We start from the raw sequence: 22201 nt of genomic DNA on the forward strand, positions 1-22201 counted from the left end.
CAAGCGAGCCGGAGTGAAGGCTAGGCCGCCAGGGTCAGGCCTAATAGCATTCGCACAACCTCCTGATATGCTTCATGTTCTGAGCGGCCTGATGTCAAGGCCGCTTTAAAGGCCCCAATTTGCAGCTGAGCACTGGTACCTCGTGCCAGAATTTGCCGACATCCTTGTAGCGCAGACTCACACCCCAGCGCTTCGGCATTATCCGCCAACATATTAGCCAATTCTTCAAATAGTTGTTTATAAGGGCGAATTTGGCCCGAGGCGAGATCAACCAGGCCAGCATCAGTACCATAGCATTGTGCACGCCACCGGTTTTCACTGATCAACATCCGTGCATAACTACGCCAGCGCTGATTTTTCAGCTTCAACTGATATAAATAGTGCAATAAAACTCGGTAAAATCCGGCAATCGCCCAGGCATCTTCAACACGGGTACAGGCATCGGCCACTCGCATTTCCAATGCAGGATGTCGGCTAGAGGGCCTTAAATCCCACCAGAGACGGGAAGCATCTTCAACAATGCCCGCTTTCACCAACACCGCGACATGTGCTTCAAAATCGGCCCAAGAGTCAAATAGATCAGGCAACCCCGTACGCGGCAACTCTGAAAACGCACTGATCCGATAACTTTTAAGCCCAGTACTGGCACTGAGCCAAAAAGGTGAGCTGGTCGACAATGCCAGAATATGGGGCACAAAATAGGCCACCTGATTCATCAGATCTATCCGTAGGTCTGGATCCTCAATACAGACCTTCACTTGCATTCCACAAGTCAGCAGACGACGAGATAGATCGCGCAGTTCCAGTGCCATAGCGTGACGCTGCCCATCTCTCGTTTGCCGTTGCCGGTGCCAATCCGCAAAAGGATGGGTTCCTGCCGCCATAGGCGCAAGCCCGAAGTCGTCAGCAATACACCCTAACTGGCGGCGTAAGTCGACCATTTCGGTATAAAGCGCCTCCATATCGTGGTGAAAAGCCGTCGCCGTTCGAATCTGTGCACCGAGAAACTCAGGCCGAATACGTGGACCCAGCTCATCTTTTAGGCGCTGAATCAATGCCGGGGGCTGTTCGACAACCACGTCAAGAGAGTCTCGATCAACCAATAGAAACTCTTCCTGAACAGAAAGACTGAGGCTAGGCATATCCGCTGCGCCGATCACTTGACTATGAAACATCCTTCATCCTAGATCTGATGTGCGAGCACCATTTTACTCACAATTCAATATTCTATATAGCGCCTCAATGAAACCAAGCCGACCAAAGTCCACACTGACACATAAAACATCTTCCAACAAAACAAAAAGGCCGCCGAATCAATATTCAGCGGCCTTTGATATCAGCCCGTATTCTGGGCCTGAGTTCTGAATTTTAGCTTGGGCGCTAGAAATTCAAACTCACTAACCCTAAACGATGAATCTCATGCTTCACTTCGGTATGTGCATCACGCAGCAAACTCACCGCTTTATCAATTAACAGTTCAGCCTCACCAGGTTCAGGTAACTCAGCGACCCCAATTGATGAGTGAACCCTTAAGTTAGGGAATTCACTATATTGCATACGCGATAGCGCCCGAGTAATTTTCTCCGCCAATACCAAGGCATCTTGCTGACCACTATGGGGTAATAACATGCAAAGCTTACGCCCACTAAAGCGAGCCCCGACATCATCAGGACGGGCCACGTGGTGCATGAGTTTACCGACATGCGCCAACACCTTATCACCAACGGCCTGACCATACTCCTGATTAATCAGATGCAGGTTTTTCAGATCCAAGATCATCAGTGACAAGCGCAGATCACCCAGTCTCAACTGTTCCATTAATTCACGAAAGATCTGCAAGAAAGTTTCGCGCTGGAACAAATGAGTGGTGGTATCTTGCTGAGACTCCATCTGGGCATTAGCGAGCATTGTCTGGACCTGATCGGTCACAGCCACTCGCTCGCTCACATCTCGCCCGTTGGCCATGATGAAAGGCTTATCGTCAATGAGCACTTTCTTCAAACGGAACTCAAAGTCACGATCATCACCAACACCGTCACGAACCACCGTCACCAGTGTTTCACCAGCGGAGGGATCGGTTTCAATAATCAGCTCGATCATCGCTTCAAGTTCCGGACCAGAGAGCTCAGGCAACAATGTCGGCGTAGCCTGATCCAGTAACTTATCCCGTTCGAGTTTCAGCATTTCAGCGCCATGCTGGTTGACGAACAAGAGCTTCAAGTCAGTCGGATCAATTAACAGCATGAGATCCAAAGACTGCTCAAGAAGCTGTGCAATGTGTTGTTCGGAAATCTTCGCCAAGGCAGTGTCCTTCCGTTCAGCAAAGGTGGTTGCTTATTTTTAGCAATTCACCGGATAACATTCTAGCGAATCCGTTATTTCATCTTAGCTAAGACCATCCAAGCGCTTCACGCACAAACGGAATCGTCAGCTTTCGTTGTGCACTGAGTGACGCTCGATCAAGGGTGGCCAATGTTGCAAAAAGACCACTCATTGCACGAGACCCTCGGTGCAAGATATAGCGTGCGACTTCATCCGGCAACTCCATGCCTCTTTGCCGGGCACGCATCTTGAGGGCTTGCAACTTTTCCTGATCGTCCAACGGATGCAGATGATACGTTACGCCCCATGCCAACCTCGATGCGAGATCCGGTAAGTCTACGGATAAAGCATGCGCCGGACCACTAGCAGAAATCAAGAGCATCCGTGCATGATTACGTAAACGATTAAATACATTGAACAGTGCCTCCTCCCACTGAGGCCGACCTAACACATGATCAATGTCATCTATACAGACTAGATCCAAATGCTCCAAATTGTCGAAAACTTCCGTATTCATGGCTGCTAATTCAGCCATCGGCAAAAACACACTACGCTTCCCAGCAGCGGCAGTTGCATGACATGCAGCCTGAAGAAGATGGCTACGACCGCTATCCTCACGTCCCCATAACAACATGTAACGAAATGCGACAGGGTCAGCCAACAACATTTCATCCAACTGAGCCAGCACAGCCTCATTACCGACGTTATGAAAATTATCAAACGTCGCGTCGTCTCTTAACCCAACCGATAGTGCCAGCTGAGCGGGGGCTTCTTGCGGCATCAGCATGTTTTAATCCCAACGATTTATCATGAAGCGACATGATTTCAACGTTCATGCCACATCAACTGGATCTAGCCATTGATCGTTTACAGTAGCTTAATCGGTAACATAACCTACCGATTAAGGTACGATACAAAAAGCATTTTGTCAGTTTTATCCGTGATTTTTTTACATCCCCAGCCAGCACTCATACTTCCACATACTGATCGTTCACAACATCGCATTAATCTCAGCTTAACGCCACCGATTAATGCTGCCATTGGACGTAGGCATCAACGGCAACAGGGGCGCTTGCTCCGCCCGATGTCCCATCACCGTCACCCACCACCGAATATCTGGTACTCGTCTGGCTGGACTCATTACGAGAAAGACTCAAGAAGGGCTCACGTTTTAATCGACCGTCTAACTTGAGATTAGCCTTGAGCTGATCCGCCTGTCCTCTCAGATTGACTGAAACCAAAAGCCGACCGCCATTGACGCGCTCAATATTCAAACGATCCACCATAGCCAGACTCGTGAGATACTGCTCAAACTGAGCATAATCTTCTAATGTCGTGACACCAGAGACCAGCATTTTAAACGGCCCCTGCTGAGTGTCTACTGAACGCGCAGCATAACGATCAGCCAACGCTTCGGTTACCATATCGACCCCTGTACGCAGGACTTGACCGATATTTTGCCCCGAAGGGGTAAATACAATTTGATCCATTCCCGTCGCTAAAGTCCAACGCCCCTGCCAGCCACCACCGGAGCGCGGCTGAATGCGCGCTAACACAACCGCATCAGGGTGATAAGACGAGGAAGACCGCTGCACCTGATCAGCAAACTGCCCCCAAACATCAGACAAAGCAGGCCGAGGCTTACCCGAACCCGGCACAACCATGGGAAGCCCTCGCTCATGCGCCTCACGCTGCAGCACTTTTTGCAAAGCAGGGTTGGTCTCATCGCTGATCAGATAACGTCCCTGTTTACCTTCTAACGCGGCCCAAATCAGTACCGCAGGCCGATTATCACCCCATATAGGCGCTTTAAGGTCACGCAGGATCGACGTCACGCCCGCCGGGTCGAACTCAAGCGTCAACCGCTGAGCCAGGGTCTGAGCACCATTCGCGTTTTTGATCAATGCATTGGTCGACTCATAACGAAATTGAGTGACCCACCGTTCAGCCTCATCCAAACGCGTTTCCAACCCGTCTCGTTCCAAAGTACGTTCAGTGCCCGACACTCTGACTAGAAGTCGCGCCAACATATCTCTAGCGGCGGCCTGTCGAGTCGCTTCACCGGTATCAGAGACGAGCGCTGACAGACGATACAAATGATCAACTTGCTCCGCTGAAGCAGTTAAAGAGAATGACAATGTTCCGGCCATTAACAAACAAGCCATCGTGCACCGAAACAACAACGGGACAGCGCTTTTCAACATGTCGAATATCCAGTGGAAGTCTTATTCAGGGCTTTCACCCCCATGCTATTCGCTAAATCGAGCGAAAATGAAGCATTATTGTAGCGTCTGAGCGCAGAGAGAACACCCTGTCGCTAATTCGCACGCCCCGGTATTAATTCACACGTCCTTGCATAGAGTTATGCTGCGAGACAATGCTAGAATAGATGGCCTTCGCCAATGATCAAAGGGCTATCACCCCAAAGCAAAGTGTTATCACATAAAGACTCATGCTTCATGAACAACACGTGTTTCATGAACAACATGCGTCTTTGTTTAGTGAGACGCCGCTAGCGAGTAACAGACGCTAGAGGCAGATAGCCGCCTGGTATTGGCAAACGAACCCTAATGAAGGTGGCCTCAGCGCTGATCAGCGCCATGATCACCTTTTTCATCTACTTCTCACGTTTTCAGGACCCTCCATGACTCGCAGCAAGACTCCCCTGACCTATAAGGATGCTGGTGTTGATATCGATGCTGGTAACGCGCTGGTTGAGCGCATCAAGGGTGTGGCCCGCCGAACATCCCGCCCCGAAGTCATGGGTGGACTCGGTGGCTTTGGCGCGCTTTGCGAACTGCCACAGGGCTATCGACAGCCTGTATTGGTATCGGGCACAGATGGCGTCGGCACCAAGTTACGCTTGGCAATGGATCTGAAACGACATGACAGCATCGGCATTGATCTGGTCGCTATGTGTGTAAACGACTTGGTCGTCGCGGGTGCAGAACCTTTGTTTTTCCTCGACTACTACGCTACCGGTAAGCTCAATGTCGACGTCGCCGCTGATGTCGTCACCGGTATTGGCGAAGGATGTGCTCAAGCGGGCTGCGCTCTGGTCGGCGGGGAGACCGCCGAGATGCCAGGCATGTACGAAGGTGAAGACTACGACTTAGCAGGCTTCTGTGTTGGAGTCGTTGAAAAGTCTGAAATCCTTGACGGCCATAAAGTCGAGCAAGGGGATGTCATTCTCGGCCTTGGTGCTTCAGGCCCTCACTCAAACGGATACTCACTGATCCGCAAATTGATTGAAGTCAGCGACGCCGATCTGAATATGGCACTGGATGATGGCAAAACACTAGGCGATGCCTTGATGGCTCCGACTCGGATCTATGTCAAATCCCTGTTGAAACTGATTCGGGAAAGCGACATTGATGTCAAAGCGTTATCCCATATTACGGGGGGTGGGCTTTACGAAAACATTCCGCGTGTACTCCCCCAGAACACCTGCGCCAATCTTGACCTGACAGACTACCAGCAACCAGCCGTTTTCAATTGGCTGCAAGAGGCCGGCAATGTGCCAGCACGCGAAATGTACCGCACATTTAACTGCGGTATTGGCATGATTCTGGTGGTCTCTGAAGCACAGGCTGCTGAAGCCAGCACATTACTGGCAGCCGAAGGGGAAACAGTCTACAACCTAGGTCACATCACTGCCCAAACCGGTGATGAGCAAGTCCAGATCAAAGGGGTTGATGCATGAGCACCGGCAACATTGTGGTGCTGGTATCAGGCAATGGCAGCAACCTTCAAGCATTGATTGATGCAGCAACAACAGGCGAAGGCCTTGGTAACGGCCGCATTGCGGCCGTCATCAGCAGCCAGGCCGATGCCTTTGCGCTTGAGCGCGCGCGCCAAGCCGACATCACCACCCAAGTCGTTGAACATAAACAGCACACAGATCGTCGACAATACGACCAGGCACTGAAGCATGCGATAGATGAATACCAGCCAGACCTGATTGTACTGGCGGGCTTCATGCGTATTTTAACGCCTGAATTTGTGATGCATTACATGGGCCGGTTACTGAACATTCATCCATCACTGCTGCCGAAATATCCTGGGCTCAACACCCATCAGCAAGTATTAGATGCTGGCGACGACACCCATGGCTGCTCGGTACATTTCGTCACCGAAACACTGGATGGCGGCCCAGTGATCGCTCAAGCCAGTCTGCCAGTTGAACACGACGACGACCCAGAACAACTCAAGCAGCGCGTTCACACACTTGAACATCTGCTCTATCCGATCGTCGTACGCTGGTTCATGCTGGGACGGCTTCAAATGGAAGGCAACCAAGCCTTATTTGACGGCATTGAGCTCCCCCCCAGCGGCGTCATGCTGCCTGATAGTCACTAACCGTGAGGCTTCAGTCACCCGCTCACAAACTCTAAAACATGCGCTCTGGAAACATGCCCCTGTAAACTCTGGCAAAATTCCTAGGTACAATTCCTAGGTACAATTCCTCGGCACGATAGTCAGTCGCCAAGGCATTATCCAGAGCGCCATTTCAATGCAGCCTCCAGCTCACTGACCTCTTGACGACCACCACGCATTTCGCCGTGAAACCATACTGGACAGCTCACCACGCAAGTGACAAGATACTTGCCCTCAACGACCCACTGCATGCCTTGATGCTTGCCATGTAGCGTGTTGCCATTGTCAGGCAGCCCGCATGGAGGGCCTTGGTATGCGCTTCACTCACATGCGCCCCTTGGTATGGTGCGCCACTGAGACTAGGACCTATCATGCCTATTATTACTCTTCCAGACGGCAGTCAACGCAGTTTTGATGCCCCCGTAACCATCATGCAGGTGGCCGAATCAATCGGTGCAGGCTTGGCTAAAGCCACCCTCGCGGGCAAAATCGAAGGAAAACTGCTTGATGCCAGCCACACCATCACCGAAGATGCGAGCTTAACACTGATCACCGGACGTGATGATGAAGGTCTGGAAGTCCTCCGCCATTCTTGCGCCCACTTACTGGCAATGGCAGTCAAAGAGCTCTACCCGAGCGCACAGGTCACTATCGGGCCAGTGATCGACAATGGCTTCTATTACGACTTTGATTTTGAGCGTGGTTTCACGCCGGAAGATCTTCAAGCCATTGAAAAACGCATGAAAGAACTGGCCAAAAAAGACTTGCCAGTCAAGCGTTTCCTCATGAGCCGGGAAGAAGCCATCCCATTTTTTGAAGAAATGGGCGAGCACTACAAAGCCGAAATCATTCGTGACATCCCTCACAATGAAACCTTGTCATTTTATCAACAAGGCGATTTCATTGATTTGTGTCGCGGCCCGCACGTCCCATCAACCGGGCGCTTGAAAGTATTCAAGCTGATGAAAGTAGCAGGTGCATACTGGCGTGGCGATTCCAGTAACCGCATGCTTCAGCGTATCTATGGCACCTGCTGGTCAGACAAAAAAGACCTTAAAGACTATCTTTTTCGCCTCGAAGAAGCCGAAAAACGAGATCACCGTAAACTGGCCAAACGCTTGGACCTCTTCCATATCCAGGATGAAGCACCAGGCATGGTGTTCTGGCATGCCAATGGCTGGACACTGTATCAACAGCTTGAGCAATACATGCGCAAGGTTCTTCGCACCAACCAATATGTCGAAGTGAAGACCCCGCAGGTTGTCGACCGCCAACTATGGGAGAAATCAGGGCACTGGGAACATTACCATGAGAACATGTTCACCACCCAATCGGAAAATCGCGATTATGCGGTCAAACCGATGAACTGCCCCTGTCACCTGCAGATTTATAACCAGGGCCTCAAAAGCTACCGTGACCTGCCTATCCGGATGGCAGAATTCGGCTCTTGTCACCGTAACGAGCCCTCAGGTTCGCTGCATGGCCTGATGCGTGTTCGCGGCTTCACTCAGGATGATGCCCATATTTTCTGCACCGAAGGTCAAATGGAAAGTGAGGCGGCTGATTTTATTCGCCTCACACTCGCCGTTTATAAAGACTTTGGTTTCGAAGATATCCAGCTGAAGCTCTCCACTCGTCCAGAAAGCCGTATCGGCGATGACGCACTATGGGACAAGGCTGAGCATGCACTGGAACAGGCGCTCAACGAAATTGGCCTCCCCTGGGATCTACAGCCCGGCGAAGGGGCTTTTTACGGGCCCAAGATCGAATTCACATTGCGTGACTGTCTCGGTCGAAACTGGCAATGTGGCACACTACAGTTGGACTTCATGCTGCCAGAGCGGCTAGGTGCGCAATATGTCGCAGAAGACGGCAATCGCAAGACGCCTGTTATGCTGCACCGCGCAATCCTGGGATCCTTTGAACGTTTCATCGGCATTCTAATCGAACACCATGCGGGTGACTTACCCACTTGGCTGTCCCCGATACAAGCGTCGATCCTGAATATCACGGATAATCAGGCCGAATATTGTCGTGAATTGCAGTCAAAATTGCAGAAAGCCGAAATTAGAGTCGATCTTGACTTGAGAAACGAGAAAATCGGCTTTAAAATCCGTGAGCATACCCTAGCCAAGGTACCTTATTTACTGGTCATTGGTGATAAGGAAGTAGAATCCGGAACCGTGGCCGTGAGAACTCGCCATGGTGAAGATTTGGGCAGCATGGATATTGAGACATTGCTGGCCCGCCTGAGCGAACGCTAGGCATTTGGGCACTGGCACTAAAGTATTATCTGCATTGAGCAACATAGATAATAAGCTCATTGATAATTGGCTTAAGTGCCCAAATGAATATCACGATTACAACAGCGGACGGAGAGAGAGCCATCAAGCGTAACAATAATGCCCGGGGACGGGATCCGCGACGGAACCTTCCCCCCATCAACGAGAACATTCGTGCCAAGGAATGCCGCCTAATCGATGCTGACGGTGAACAGGTCGGCGTCGTTCCCCTGGAGGAAGCGCTCCAGAAGGCCGAAGAAATGGAACTCGACCTTGTACAAATCTCTAATGCAGACCCTATCGTCTGTAAAATTCTGGACTACGGCAAATATCTTTTTGAACAAAAGAAAGAAAAAGCTGCCCAGAAGAAAAAACAAAAGCAGATTCAGGTAAAAGAAGTCAAATTCCGTCCTAATACGGATGAAGGCGACTATCAGATCAAACTGAGAAACCTGACTCGCTTCATTGAAGAGGGTGACAAGGCCAAGGTAACACTGCGTTTTCGTGGTCGGGAAATGGCCCACCAAGACATTGGCCGTCGCCTCTTCGATCGCATTGAAGAAGAATTGGGGGATCTCGTGGTTGTAGAATCACGCCCTCGCCTGGAAGGGCGTCAGATGATTATGATGCTCGCTCCGAAGAAGAAGAAATGACCTGCTGATGCCGACTCAGGTCAGCTTCTGACAATGCAAAAGTCTTGCAAGCAAGGGACTCAAAGCAGCACCTTGAAGGACTTTAATTTGTTTAGTCGCTGTCATTGAGGCTAAGGCCAGCGACATCCGGCATTTTGAACTAAAAGAGATGTCAATCAGTGACTTGAGCAGTAATCAAGTTTCGAATATTGATAGTCTCTTGAGGTTTGAAGTGTCGGCTCTGTCTTAAGGGCCCGGGTCATGCCCAATCCCTAGAATGCATGGTTATCATGCGCATGTGGAGTTAATGAGAAATGCCTAAGATCAAATCTAACAGTGGTGCGCGTAAGCGCTTCAAACCCACGGCTAAGGGCTTCAAGCATAAGCAGTCCTTCCGTAGCCATATCCTGACCAAGAAAAGCCCCAAGCGTAAGCGTCAGCTGCGCGGCATGCAGATGATTGCTGCAGCCGATGTGCCGCTGATTAAGCGCATGCTGCCGACCGTCTAAGGTTCTTTTTTGTATTTTCGCATTCCGGCCAAGCCGGTCGTGCAATTGTCAGGAGTTAAATTACTATGGCACGTGTAAAACGTGGTGTTCAGGCGCGTCGTCGTCACAAGAAGATTCTGAAGCAGGCCAAGGGTTATTACGGTGCTCGTAGCCGTGTATTCCGCGTTGCTAAACAGGCTGTAATCAAAGCCGGTCAATATGCTTATCGTGACCGTCGTGTCCGTAAGCGTCAGTTCCGCGCTCTGTGGATTGCCCGTATCAACGCTGGCGCCCGCAATAACGGTCTGTCTTACAGCCGTCTGATCAATGGCCTGAAAAAAGCCCAGATCGCAATCGATCGTAAGGTACTGGCTGATATCGCAGTACATGATCAGAAAGCTTTTGCAGCGATTGTCGAGAAGGCCAAAGCTGCTCTGGCATAATTCAGATGACCTTTCATGGCTAATGACGTATTGATTAGCGATGAACATCATCCGAATCTAAAGGGGGAAGAGCAGCGCTCTTCCCCCTTTTTATTTATTTCAATCGATTACATTCAGAAGTCGAGTCAAAGCGGGCACACCGGACATATCGGCTCTCGCAGGTAGGTCAATAAAATAAATGTACCACTTTTATTTCATTGGCCTGGGCTGGACATCTCTTTTAATAACAGCGGTTTTTGGAGTTAGCAGATGGAAAATCTCGCCCCTCTGGTCGATCAGGCGCTGGTGGCGATCCAGCAAGCTAAAGATGCCAGTGCGCTTGACCAGATCCGTGTGCAGTACCTGGGGAAAAAAGGTGAACTGACCCAACTGCTCAAGGGGCTCGGCAAGCTTTCCCCTGAAGAGCGTCCTCAGGCAGGCGAAGCGATCAACCAGGCCAAAGGCAAGGTACAGGATGCGCTTAATACACGTAAAGCGGCCTTGGCTGAAGCAGCATTAAACGCCCAACTGGCCAATGAGCGCTTGGATGTAACCTTACCAGGCCGTCAGCAGCCTATTGGCGGGTTACACCCAGTGACTCGAACGATTGAGCGCATTGAAGAGTTCTTTGCGTCGATCGGCTTTTCTGTTGCTGAAGGTCCTGAAATTGAAGACGACTATCACAACTTCGAAGCGCTGAATATTCCAGCTCATCACCCCGCTCGCGCCATGCACGATACATTCTATTTTGATGAAAGTACCGTGCTACGTACTCACACGTCTCCCGTTCAAGTACGCTCAATGGAGTCACAAGAGCCACCGATCCGCATTATCTGCCCGGGTCGAGTTTACCGTTGTGATTCCGACATGACCCATTCTCCAATGTTCCACCAGGTAGAAGGGTTGTTAGTCGATCAAAATATCAGTTTTGCCGACCTGAAAGGCATTCTTCAGCAGTTCTTACGCGTCTTCTTTGAAGATGACGTTCGGGTTCGTTTCCGCCCCTCCTATTTTCCCTTCACTGAGCCTTCGATTGAGGTCGATATTGATCGCGGTGATGGTAAATGGTTGGAAATACTGGGTTGCGGTATGGTGCACCCGCGAGTCTTCGAAATGTCAGGCATTGATCCTGAAGTCTACACGGGTTTTGCATTCGGAATGGGCGTCGAACGTCTTGCCATGTTGCGCTATGGCGTCAACGACCTCCGCCTGTTCTTTGATAATGACCTCAAGTTCCTCAGCCAATGGCGCTAACTTGAACTCATAACGCACCTTAATTTCGCCATTTAGCCCTTTCAAGATGACAGGATTGAAGATCAATGAAATTCAGTGAACAGTGGCTGCGTGAGTGGGTGAACCCGCAGCTAGATTCCACCGCACTAGAGAGCTTGCTATCGTTGGCCGGTTTGGAAGTTGACGATTTGACCCCTGCAGCAGGCGCATTCAGCGGTGTGGTCGTGGGGGAAATTATTCAAGCTGAGCCCCACCCCAATGCCGATAAGTTACAGGTATGTACCGTCAATAACGGACAAGAGCAGATACAAGTGGTCTGCGGGGCTCCCAATGCGCGTCCTAGCCTAAAAACCGCCTTTGCACAGGTCGGTGCAGTACTCCCTGGCGACTTTAAAATTAAAAAAGCCAAACTGCGTCAAGTTGAATCCTTTGGCATGCTCAGTTCAGAAAAAGAGCTGGGAATCTCGGAAGAAAATGCCGGCATCATGGAGCTCGCAGCCGATGCGCCGGTCGGTACAGACCTTCGAGATTACCTGCAACTGGATGATCAAATTTTTGATGTCGATTTGACCCCTAACCGAGCAGACTGCCTCTCACTATCCGGCATGGCGCGCGAAGTCGGTGTAATCACTCGACAGGATGTTCAGTCCCCACAGGTGGAAGAAGTTGAAGCGCAACATGATGAGATATTCCCTATTCAGCTGGATGCACCGCAGGCTTGTCCTCGCTATTTAGGCCGTATCATCAAAGGGGTTAATATCCAGGCGACAACCCCGCTATGGATGCGTGAACGCCTACGCCGCAGTGGCATTCGAAGTATTGACCCGGTTGTCGATGTGACGAACTATGTCATGTTAGAACTGGGGCAGCCGATGCACGCATTCGATCTAGCCCAGCTTTCAGACCGAATTGTTGTGCGCTATGCAGAGCCCGGAGAGCAATTAACCCTGCTGGATGACAGCACGCTGACATTAGCGCGCCAAGATCTTGTCATCGCAGATCAGAACAAGGCATTAGCACTTGCCGGTATCATGGGCGGGCAGCACAGCGGCTGTCATCTCAATACTCAAGATATTTTTCTGGAAGTCGCCTACTTCGACCCAATTGCCATGGCCGGGCGTGCTCGAGCCCATGGACTGCACACGGACTCATCACATCGTTTCGAACGAGGTGTCGACTTCAAACTGCAACATCAGGCAATGGCCCGTGCGACAGCCTTATTACTAGAGATTGCAGGCGGCCAGCCGGGCCCCATCAATGAAGCCGTGAGCGAGGGCGACTTACCCACCCGCACACCGGTCATATTACGTAAAGACCGCCTCGCTCAATTGCTGGCCGTACGCCTTGAAGATGCCAACGTTGCCGACATCCTCACACGGTTAGGATTAATCGTGACCGATAAGGGCGATCACTGGTACGCAGAGGTTCCCAGTTATCGCTTCGACATCACCCTCGAAGTCGATCTGATCGAAGAAGTGGCCCGGATTTACGGCTATGACAACTTACCGGTCACCGCACCCCGATCCGAAATGCGCATGCAGGGTCAACAAGAGTCTCTCCGCCCCTTACGACGCCTCAGAGAGCAATTAGTGGCCAATGGCTATCAGGAAGCCGTGACTTACAGCTTCATTGACCCTAAGTGGTCCACCTTGTTTGATCCTGAACATCCCCCTATTCCGCTCGCCAATCCGATTTCAACAGACTTAGCGGTCATGCGCACCAGCCTGTTACCTGGATTGGTCAAAGCGCTGCTGCATAATCAGAAACGGCAACAACCCCGCGTTCGCTTGTTTGAAACAGGCCTGCGCTTCATCCGCGATGGGGAACAAACCGAACAGACGCCCATGCTGTCAGTACTGGCGAGCGGTAATCGCCTGCCCGAAAGCTGGCACGGCGAGGAAGCCCCGGTTGATTTTTATGACCTCAAAGGTGATCTGGAATCCATCTTGGAAGCGACGGGCGAAGTTGATCGATTCAGCTTTGAAACCGCTGAACATCCAGCGCTTCATCCGGGCCAGAGCGCACGTATTCTGAAAGATGATCAGGCGGTTGGTTGGATCGGTGCGCTACACCCAGCGCTATGCCAAACACTGGAAATCAAAGGTCGCCCACTCGTCTTTGAAATCACACTGGAAGCCATTCAGGAACGTCAGGTCACGCATTTTGAAGCAATTTCAAAATATCCTGAAATGCGGCGCGATCTTGCCGTTCTAGTGGAAGCGTCATTACCTGTCGCCAAACTCTTGGATGTCGTTCGCCAATCCACTGATGAAACCTTAGTCGACCTACGCCTATTTGATGTTTATCAAGGCCAAGGGGTGCCAGAAGGACAGAAGAGCCTTGCTTTAGGCTTGACCTGGCAGCATCCATCGCGCACTCTTACAGATGATGAAATCAATGCGCAGGTCGAAGCTGTCGTAACATCGTTACAGGAGCGCTTCGCTGCAACGCTGAGAAGCTGACAGATGCTGAGGAGCCAGCCATGGGTGCGCTAACCAAAGCTGAGATGGCAGAGAAACTCTATAATGAACTGGGCCTCTCTAAACGAGAGGCTAAAGATATGGTAGAACTCTTTTTCAGCGAGATCCGAGAATGCTTGCGTGAAAACGAGCAGGTTAAACTTTCCGGCTTTGGAAATTTTGACCTACGCGATAAACGCCAACGTCCAGGGCGAAATCCCAAAACGGGCGAAGAAATTCCAATTTCAGCACGTCGGGTCGTCACTTTCCGAGCAGGGCAAAAACTCAAAACTCGGATCGAATCGCTGGATGAGAGTGATGTTCATGTGACTCATTGATGACACTGGTCAGTTTTAGTGTTGCGCATCATGATTAAGGGCACCTTCGGGTGCCCTTGTTGTCTCTATGCTACCGACATTGCGCGACCCACAGGCAAGTCACGATTGTTTTCGATACGAGATAATGACTCAGGGAAATATGACATGTTCAAACTGACCCGCGCATTAACACTCATGCTCATGGCGATCGTTATCACAGGATGTTCCAGTCAGGCTGGTTTTGTCACAACACAGGATCCGGATACGCCTGTAACGTCGCTCCAACAATTGACGATTCTGGCATCTGGAGACTTTCCACTAGCGCACCGGCCAGCCATCGAAAAGCAGTTATGCTGGTATATTCAAGGTCAGATCTCACGTTGCGAGGGATATAGCGATGCCATCGAGCCCCCTACTCGATATCGAGAACTCTCCTCTAAAGCCTTGGAAGCCCATGCACGCAAACGCGTCAAAGGCCCACTATTGATCGTGAGCTGGGTTAAAAATCGCAGTGAGGTCCGTGAATATAACGACGGTGTACGCTGGGGATTTGGTATTGGCACCGGTCGATACTTTGGATTAGGCACAACGGTCGGCAATGATGGCCCACCATTAAGGGATCATGATTATGAGCTCACACTCTGGCAACCGAATGAGCAACATCCTAGTTGGTTAGCTAATGCGCGTGCACGCAGTCGATCAGCCGCTGATGATATTGATGGCTCGGCCATAGGTCAGCTCGGACGAGGAATCGAACAAACGCTCACCGAACAAGGTTGGCTGGCACCAGCGAAAAGCGGTCAAGCATCGGTGGAAGCGTCTACAGAATAATCATGAGCTGTTAAACTGATGATTCGGGTTTAAGCTTGGCGAATAGGCAATATCAACGCCAAGCTTAACTTGTCTCAAGACTTGGCTAACGAAGACTGCGTGTCCTCGATTCCACCTGAGCCATAAGCCTTACGGATACCTTGAATGAAGATCGTCAGTTTCAACATCAATAGTGTACGTGCCCGCCTACATCAGCTACAGACCTTAATTGATCAGCATTCGCCTGAGATTATTGGTCTGCAAGAAACAAAAGTGGATGATCCAGAATTCCCGCAGCAAGACATTGAAGCGATGGGCTATCACGTCACTTTCCACGGCCAGAAAGGTCACTATGGCGTTGCCCTACTCTCCAAAGAGCCTGCGACGCACATAGAAAAAGGTTTCCCCACTGAAGATGCTGATGCTCAGCGACGCATGATTATTGGGCGCTGGCAGTGCCCCGATGGCCAACCGATAACAGTTCTAAATGGTTACTTCCCCCAGGGGGAAAACATCGAGCACCCAACCAAGTTTCCTTATAAACGGAACTTTTATAGCCATCTGCAGCAATACCTAGAGACGCACTTAACGCCAGAAGACCGCGTATTGGTGATTGGCGATTTTAATATCTCGCCCTCAGACCTCGATATCGGTATAGGTGAACCCAATCGCAAGCGCTGGCTGCGCGAGGGTAAAACCAGCTTTCAGCCTGAGGAAAGAGAATGGCTCTCTAGCTTAGAAAAGTGGGGGCTCTCTGACACCTATCGATATCTGCATCCCGCGATCGATGACCGCTTCAGCTGGTTTGATTACCGCAGTAAAGGCTTTGATCGAGAGCCTCGACGAGGACTTAGAATTGATTTATTAATGGCCTCGCCCGCGTTACTGCCTCACGTTAAGGCCAGCGATGTCGATTATGACATCCGCAGCATGGAAAAACCTTCAGACCACGCCCCAGTATGGACTGAGTTCAGTTTCTAAAGGCATCCGCAACGATATCAAGATGATAAGCGACACTGGTTTATTCTCAGAGCAAGCCAGTCAGCCAGTTAACAGGAATACTTATGGCCACAATATGGGTTGATGCAGATGCCTGCCCCACTGTCGTCCGAGACATCTTATTTAAAGCATCAGAACGCACACAGACCCCTTTAGTTCTGGTAGCCAATCACGCGCTCCCGCATCCCAAATCACCACTGATTCGAATGCGGCAAGTCCCGGGGGGATTTGATGTCGCCGATGATGAAATCGTCTCATTAGTTGAAGCAGGAGACTTGGTGATTACCGGTGATTTGCCACTGGCTTCAGAAGTATTGGAAAAAGGGGCATTTGCGATGAGCTCACGCGGTGATGCACATACTCCGGATAACATCCGAGCACGCCTCAACATGCGAGATTTCATGGAAACCATGCGCAGCAGTGGCGTTCATACAGGTGGCCCAAATGCTTTCGGGCAGCGTGAACGTCAAGCGTTTGCGAATGCCTTGGACCGCTGGCTGGCTAAATCTAAGTAACGGTATGATGACAAAAGCCCTGAGCGACACTCTCAACCGCTCAGGGCTTTTTTCTTAATCCGACTGTCTTAACCTGACGGCCTTAATCGACCGTCTTAATCTAGCGGTTTTAATCTAGCGATTTTAATTCGACAAATTGATTGCAGTATTAACGCTTGGCAACTTCAGGATCAGCAGCATCTGACATGGCCGATGACAGTAACGCCGTAGTTTTCAAATAATCTAACCAATACTGAGTCTGCTTAGCGAGGGTCTCATCGCCTTCTTCGCGCGCTTGATGGTTCAACTTAGACAATAACGGTTGAGCCTGCTCGGCTTCATTAAGTTCAATCCAAGCCGTCGCTTGTAATAAACTCAGCTTCTGGCGCAACTCATGCTGCGCGCCAGGCATCACTGATAGCGCCTGATCTAATGAATCAATCACCCTCCGCCAATCGCCATGTGACTGGGCAAGCCCAGCGATCTGTCGATAAGCATTGGCCGCAGCTCTGGGGTCATCATTGCGAATACCCCGCGCATACGCGGCATAGGCCTCAACGGCTTTATCATACTGACGAGCCCGTCTCCAAGACTCGGCCAACCATTGACGATCACGGTGAGTCACTTGTCGTGGATGAGATTCTGCCCATCGTTGCAGTAAATGAGCAGACTCTAATGGCTGATCTTGCTGTAATAAGCTCTGAACCAACCATCTGAGCGTATTAGGTGAAGTCACAGCGCCTTGTCGCCACCCGGCCTGAAGCGTCGCGAGTGCGGAACGGTGCTGACCTGCCTGGCGTTGCAACTGAGCCAGTAAAGTCCATTGATTCTCTTGATCAGGACCCGCTAAATCCAAACGCAAGCGTTGCAACTCGATTGCCCGCGGATAACGCTTTAACTCATCATAGATTTTAACACCCAGGGCCAGCCACCCATCTTGAGGGGTCCCCTCAACCTTGCGTAGCGCTTGGTCGATAAACTTCGCTGCGTCTTCCCAATCAGACTGACGCGCATAAAGTACAGCGGCGAGATGATCCGCTCGTGCAGGCACTGTCTGAGCATGGGCCATCCATCCCTTAAGCGTTTGTAATGCCAAGCGATCTTGCTCTGCAGCCAGGGCTGTTTGTACCAACGTCCATCTCAAATCCTGAACCCGCTCGGCAGGTAATACCGAATCAGTCTGATGCTCGGCTAACGTCGCTTTCAAGCGGGGTAAAATATCACTCGCTCGATCTTCATTAATCGCCCGTGATGCTTCAAATCTGACCAGAATGACTCGCATCAACTGTTTGCCAGGTGAATCACCCTCAGCTTCATACCAGGCCGCTTGCCACAGTGTTTCCCAGTTTTCATCTGCGACGGCTTGCTGTGATGGCGCTTCACTGTTGAGTAAATCTTGTAACGCTTCCAGTCGCTTAAAATCACCGGGGGATAAAGTGATATTGCCCGCAGCCTGTGTCACGGAGGTCATTATTAACATCAGCACCCCACCGGCAATAGCACGCCGGAGGCCGCCAACCCAATGACCCGCCACTCTGTTGAAAAATCGACTGACCCGACGATGCTTAAGCGTCATAGCTGAAACTCCAATCGTTGACGGACCAAGCGCTGCCCCGACTGACCATCAGGTAACGGATCAAACCGCCAGCGCGCAATCGCACGTTTCGCGGCATGATCAAAGACATTGGCAGGATCAGCGCCGACGACTTTCATTGAGTCCGCAATCACTTTACCTTCAGCATCAATGGCAAACACCAGCTCAACCCAACCTTCAATGCCTCGCCGCTGCGCCCGTCGTGGATAGCGAGGTGGCTCGCGATACACTGGCGTCAACATCGCTGGGCCAGAAGGGCCAACATCAATACCATTTAATGATGGAGCGCCAACGGGAGAAGACAATCCATTCAAGCTTAAGTCTGGTGCAGGCAGCACAGCATTCGGTGCTGACACCGCCTGAGTTTTGGGTGTCTCAGGCGTCGGGACTTGAGGCTGCTCCTCTGGCGGCTTCATATCGGGTTTATCCGGGGCAGGCTTGCGCGTTTGAACGGCTTGCTCCTGCTCCACCTGAGCCCAATTCAGCCTCAGACTATCATCAACCGGTGGCTTCTCTTGGGGGGGCTGAATTAACCATCCCAATAATATAAATAAGGTCAACGCCACCCCGAACCCAACCAGGACAGCCATCACCCTGGTTAATGTCCGGCGACCTCGTAAGCGATAATGCAAATGCCCCATTACTTCATCCCCGGTGCGGCAGCCAAGGACATCTGTTCAATACCTGCGGCTCGCAAGCGATCCATGACGGCCACTAAGTCTCCGGTGCTCGCCTTCTCATCCGCTTGAATAATGACCTGACTACCCGGTTGTCGCGCCACCATACGGGACACCTCAGCGCCCACAGCGCCTAAAGCCAAGCGCTGACCATCAGCCCAGACTTCCCCCTTATCACTAATGGCCACCAAAACCTGACTACCCGTCTGAGCCTGTGCAGTACTGGCCTGAGGGCGACTGACATCAATACCGGTTTCATTGACAAAACTTGTGGTCACAATAAAGAAAATCAGCATGATGAACACCACATCCAACATCGGGGTTAGATTAACCTCGGCTTCATCCTGATCCTGTCCCTGAAGATGACGTCGTCTCATGCCTGTGCTCCAAGATGTTGCAGTTTAACTCTTACCCGACGCTGCCATTGCCCAAGCAACATCAAACCTGTCACCGCAACCGCCATACCTGCCATTGTCGGCAGCGTCGCGCGCGCGATCCCCGCAGAGAGTACACGTGGGCTGGTTCCCAACCCGCTGGCCACGACATCGAATACCTGCATCATGCCTGTCACCGTACCGAGCAACCCTAACAGCGGACATATCGCGACTAACGCTTTCATCCAGACAATACGCCCTTCCAGCAAGGCGCGAGATTGCTGGTGCAATGCACGCACCGCCAAGCGGTATCCGGTGTGATACGTTTCACGCCGTAAACGCGGCCAAGTCATAAGGCGTTCAACGGCCAAGGCGACTTGCAGCACGGCAATCAAAAGTAAAACAGGCATTAAAGGTCCACCGTCTTGCATCAGCTGCAACAACGGTTGCGGAATGAGCGTCATAATCCCGGCCATTAGACTGAGGCCACCGGTTCAGCAACCGCCGACTGCCGCTGATTCGATGTCCGTGACAAACGCTGTACCAGCCAATGAGCGCCTTCAGCTTCAATTAACCGGCTCAAACGACGCGCTCGCCCTTGCAGTAATAAATGAGCAAATAACAATGGCACTGCAGTAATTAACCCCAGAACAGTCGTCACCAAAGCTTGAGAAATACCTCCGGCCATCAAGCGAGGTTCACCCGCACCAAACACGGTAATCGCCTGAAAAGTACCGATCATCCCAGCGACGGTCCCCAACAGCCCGAGCAAAGGTGCGATGGCGGCTAATAACTTGATCAATGATAAGCCACGCTCTAATGGTGCCATTTCACGCAACAACGCTTCATCTAACGCATTTTCCAACACCGACTCAGAACCCGATGCCGGTAACCGCAACATGATGCGTCCTAATACATTATCTTTAACAGGCGCTTCCATCGCCTGATGCTGACGACGCATACGTTGGCTTTCCAGCGTCAAGCGAATGCCTTGAATAATCGCAATCAAAAGCCCCATCACACCCAACGCGACAATGACATACCCAACAGCGCCCCCTTGTTGCAAGCGCTCCAGCAAACTAGGTTCACGCGTATTCAATTCATGCGCCAATCCGCGCGCGGGGTCAAAAGGCACCGCCTCACTATTCCCTTCAATAAACTGGGCCGCATCACTCACCGCTTCACTTGGTTGACCACCACGAACGATGAGCAACTGACCTGATCGACGGATCGCACCATCGCGAGAAATCAAGTCAAAATCACCCACTCGCGCCACAGTTTGATGCACCGCCGTACCTTGAAGCGGGGTATAATCGGCTTTAAATTCAGCCACTTCCCCCGTTGCTTGCCAAATCAAGGGATGTAACTGCCACAACCGAGAAAGATCTTCAGCATCTGGAATGCCATGTTGATTGGCCAAAGCGTGCACCGCCTGACTCAGCTGCGGCTGGTCAACGGTAACCAATGAATCATCAAGCCGAGATTGCAGCTGTTGCACCCCATCATCAAAGGCGCCGAACACTTCTCCCAGATGCCCAGATTCTCGTGTTAACGTCTGCTGCAGTTCTTCTAATTGATTCTCTAACTGCGCCTGCTCATCTTCCAGCTTCTGACGCCGAGCCTCAGCCCGAGACAAAGCCTGGCGCTGTGCGGACAATTGCTGAGCACGTTGATTACGATCAGAGGTGAGCGCTGCTTTCCGAGCTTCTTCACGAGCCCGGCGATCTAATGCATCATGCTGGCTCTCGTTCAATAGCTGTTGCCATGCGGTATCATCAGATGCTGCATGTACAGTTAACGGCCCCATCATGATGATCCCTAAGAGCGCTGCCAGGTAACCCCGTCGATATAACTTCATGATTGCGACTCCTGATCAGCAGTACTCTGTTTCGGGCTAGGTTTCTCCGTTGGTGCTACGGATAACGGCAAAGTCAGCAAGCGCGGTACCCCTTGCTCTTTTGCCATGGCAATCCCCTGCCTTAATTCATTCAAAGCCCCACCTTCCAATGGCTGCCATTGCTGGCTATCAGATGACCACAAGCCACCTTGTCCTTGGTTATCGAGGTAATAAAGCCCTATCCGCCCTATCCGAAGCATTTGTACCTGACGGGTCTGCCCCTGAACATTCAACTGCTCATCCCAGGTCTCCAATGTGCGGCCAAAATCTAGCTCACGCCGATAACTGGCGAGTACCTGACGAAGCTTCTCGGCTTGACTGACATCCACTCGATCCAGTAATTGGCGTAGTTGTTCCACTCGCGCCAATCGCTCATCCTGATGAAAAGGCAGGTCGGCACGGATCAACTGTTCCATGCGCGAGACCATCTCGCTGAGCATGGGCAATAATGCACGTCGAGTCGATTCAAGCGAACTGATCTGGCGCTGAACATCGGCCACTTCATCACGCAGACCCTGAACCCAACGATCAAGACGTTGGTTATAAGCCTCGACCTGGAGCGTTTCATGGCGCAACTGACGATATTCAGCGAAGAACTCCTGTGCGGCCTCATCTAACTGCTCGGCTTGAGCTTGAGCCCTACGGGCAGAAGTATTAGAGGCTGATTCATTTTGCGTCACGGCTTCACTGGCGGCCATGGTGACTGGGCTGTATACCCCTTGCACCACCAGTAGCATCATCCCCAGATAAAGTCCCCAGCGGGATGAGCGGCAAAATCGCACTTGATTCACAGAAAACTCCTTGAAAGACTGAATCGCCCGAGA

General features: G+C 51.3%; 22 protein-coding genes. 12 read left to right on the forward strand and 10 right to left on the reverse strand.

Annotated elements, in window-relative coordinates; all coding sequences use genetic code 11:
• Positions 1-20 precede the first annotated feature (20 nt).
• From BFW38_RS08575 to BFW38_RS08590, 4 genes are all read right to left on the reverse strand, one after another.
• A complete protein-coding gene (locus BFW38_RS08575) occupies positions 21-1175 on the reverse strand; it encodes a carboxylate-amine ligase (RefSeq protein ID WP_139116581.1) in 1155 nt (384 codons plus the stop codon).
• Positions 1176-1380: 205 nt separating this feature from the next.
• Positions 1381-2301, reverse strand: a complete 921-nt coding sequence (locus tag BFW38_RS08580) for a sensor domain-containing diguanylate cyclase (protein WP_068998007.1) — start codon at positions 2299-2301, stop codon at positions 1381-1383.
• Positions 2302-2389: 88 nt separating this feature from the next.
• Positions 2390-3109, reverse strand: coding sequence for a DnaA regulatory inactivator Hda (gene hda / locus BFW38_RS08585; protein ID WP_245686121.1), 720 nt, complete (start codon positions 3107-3109; stop codon positions 2390-2392).
• 241 nt (positions 3110-3350) lie between these two features.
• Entirely contained in the window at positions 3351-4526 is a 1176-nt protein-coding gene (locus tag BFW38_RS08590; RefSeq protein WP_068998008.1) for a DUF2066 domain-containing protein, read from the reverse strand.
• A gap of 440 nt (positions 4527-4966) precedes the next feature.
• Between BFW38_RS08590 and purM the strand changes: the two genes are divergently transcribed.
• The 12 genes from purM to BFW38_RS08650 all read left to right on the forward strand — a co-directional run bounded on the left by purM (position 4967) and on the right by BFW38_RS08650 (position 16856).
• Positions 4967-6025: a phosphoribosylformylglycinamidine cyclo-ligase gene (gene purM, locus BFW38_RS08595; RefSeq protein ID WP_068998009.1), complete on the forward strand. Its 1059-nt coding sequence runs from the start codon at positions 4967-4969 to the stop codon at positions 6023-6025.
• The gene (gene purN / locus BFW38_RS08600; protein ID WP_068998010.1) at positions 6022-6681 is read left to right on the forward strand and encodes a phosphoribosylglycinamide formyltransferase; all 660 of its coding nucleotides are present in this window, start codon (positions 6022-6024) and stop codon (positions 6679-6681) included. Before purM ends, purN begins: the two co-directional genes overlap by 4 nt.
• Before the next feature lie 389 nt (positions 6682-7070).
• The gene (gene thrS / locus BFW38_RS08605) at positions 7071-8963 is read left to right on the forward strand and encodes a threonine--tRNA ligase (protein WP_068998011.1); all 1893 of its coding nucleotides are present in this window, start codon (positions 7071-7073) and stop codon (positions 8961-8963) included.
• A gap of 83 nt (positions 8964-9046) precedes the next feature.
• Positions 9047-9634: a translation initiation factor IF-3 gene (gene infC / locus BFW38_RS08610; protein ID WP_084004545.1), complete on the forward strand. Its 588-nt coding sequence runs from the start codon at positions 9047-9049 to the stop codon at positions 9632-9634.
• A 293-nt stretch (positions 9635-9927) separates the two neighbouring features.
• Positions 9928-10122 carry a 50S ribosomal protein L35 gene (rpmI, locus tag BFW38_RS08615; RefSeq protein WP_068998012.1) on the forward strand — a complete coding sequence of 65 codons (195 nt, stop codon included), beginning with the start codon at positions 9928-9930 and terminating at the stop codon, positions 10120-10122.
• A gap of 65 nt (positions 10123-10187) precedes the next feature.
• The gene (gene rplT, locus BFW38_RS08620; RefSeq protein WP_068998013.1) at positions 10188-10544 is read left to right on the forward strand and encodes a 50S ribosomal protein L20; all 357 of its coding nucleotides are present in this window, start codon (positions 10188-10190) and stop codon (positions 10542-10544) included.
• A 249-nt stretch (positions 10545-10793) separates the two neighbouring features.
• Positions 10794-11777: a phenylalanine--tRNA ligase subunit alpha gene (gene pheS / locus BFW38_RS08625; RefSeq protein WP_068998014.1), complete on the forward strand. Its 984-nt coding sequence runs from the start codon at positions 10794-10796 to the stop codon at positions 11775-11777.
• 65 nt (positions 11778-11842) lie between these two features.
• On the forward strand, positions 11843-14218 hold the full coding sequence (gene pheT, locus BFW38_RS08630) for a phenylalanine--tRNA ligase subunit beta (protein ID WP_068998015.1): 2376 nt from the start codon (positions 11843-11845) through the stop codon (positions 14216-14218).
• A 20-nt stretch (positions 14219-14238) separates the two neighbouring features.
• Positions 14239-14553 carry an integration host factor subunit alpha gene (gene ihfA, locus BFW38_RS08635; protein WP_068998016.1) on the forward strand — a complete coding sequence of 105 codons (315 nt, stop codon included), beginning with the start codon at positions 14239-14241 and terminating at the stop codon, positions 14551-14553.
• Positions 14554-14697: 144 nt separating this feature from the next.
• Positions 14698-15363, forward strand: coding sequence for a hypothetical protein (locus tag BFW38_RS08640; RefSeq protein WP_068998017.1), 666 nt, complete (start codon positions 14698-14700; stop codon positions 15361-15363).
• A 144-nt stretch (positions 15364-15507) separates the two neighbouring features.
• Complete coding sequence (gene xthA, locus BFW38_RS08645) at positions 15508-16323, forward strand: exodeoxyribonuclease III (RefSeq protein WP_068998018.1); 816 nt, start codon at positions 15508-15510, stop codon at positions 16321-16323.
• 83 nt (positions 16324-16406) lie between these two features.
• A complete protein-coding gene (locus tag BFW38_RS08650; protein WP_068998019.1) occupies positions 16407-16856 on the forward strand; it encodes a YaiI/YqxD family protein in 450 nt (149 codons plus the stop codon).
• 148 nt (positions 16857-17004) lie between these two features.
• On the opposite strand, the gene BFW38_RS08655 is transcribed toward BFW38_RS08650, so the two are convergent.
• Genes BFW38_RS08655 through BFW38_RS08680 form a run of 6 tightly spaced genes read right to left on the reverse strand, consistent with a single transcriptional unit; the run spans position 17005 to position 22168 of the window.
• Complete coding sequence (locus BFW38_RS08655) at positions 17005-18411, reverse strand: tetratricopeptide repeat protein (RefSeq protein WP_068998020.1); 1407 nt, start codon at positions 18409-18411, stop codon at positions 17005-17007.
• A complete protein-coding gene (locus BFW38_RS08660; RefSeq protein ID WP_068998021.1) occupies positions 18408-19070 on the reverse strand; it encodes an energy transducer TonB in 663 nt (220 codons plus the stop codon). Before BFW38_RS08660 ends, BFW38_RS08655 begins: the two co-directional genes overlap by 4 nt.
• A complete protein-coding gene (locus BFW38_RS08665; protein ID WP_068998022.1) occupies positions 19070-19483 on the reverse strand; it encodes an ExbD/TolR family protein in 414 nt (137 codons plus the stop codon). The genes BFW38_RS08660 and BFW38_RS08665 overlap by 1 nt, the downstream gene beginning before the upstream one ends.
• Positions 19480-19944: a MotA/TolQ/ExbB proton channel family protein gene (locus BFW38_RS08670; RefSeq protein ID WP_069000330.1), complete on the reverse strand. Its 465-nt coding sequence runs from the start codon at positions 19942-19944 to the stop codon at positions 19480-19482. The genes BFW38_RS08665 and BFW38_RS08670 overlap by 4 nt, the downstream gene beginning before the upstream one ends.
• Positions 19945-19955: 11 nt before the next feature.
• Positions 19956-21338 (reverse strand): MotA/TolQ/ExbB proton channel family protein, encoded by a 1383-nt coding sequence (locus tag BFW38_RS08675; RefSeq protein ID WP_068998023.1) that lies wholly within the window; start codon positions 21336-21338, stop codon positions 19956-19958.
• Positions 21335-22168: a DUF3450 domain-containing protein gene (locus tag BFW38_RS08680; protein WP_068998024.1), complete on the reverse strand. Its 834-nt coding sequence runs from the start codon at positions 22166-22168 to the stop codon at positions 21335-21337. The genes BFW38_RS08675 and BFW38_RS08680 overlap by 4 nt, the downstream gene beginning before the upstream one ends.
• Positions 22169-22201: the final 33 nt, after the last annotated feature.

The sequence above is a fragment of the Terasakiispira papahanaumokuakeensis genome, assembly GCF_001709345.1.
Classification (GTDB): Bacteria; Pseudomonadota; Gammaproteobacteria; order Pseudomonadales; family Halomonadaceae; genus Terasakiispira; species Terasakiispira papahanaumokuakeensis.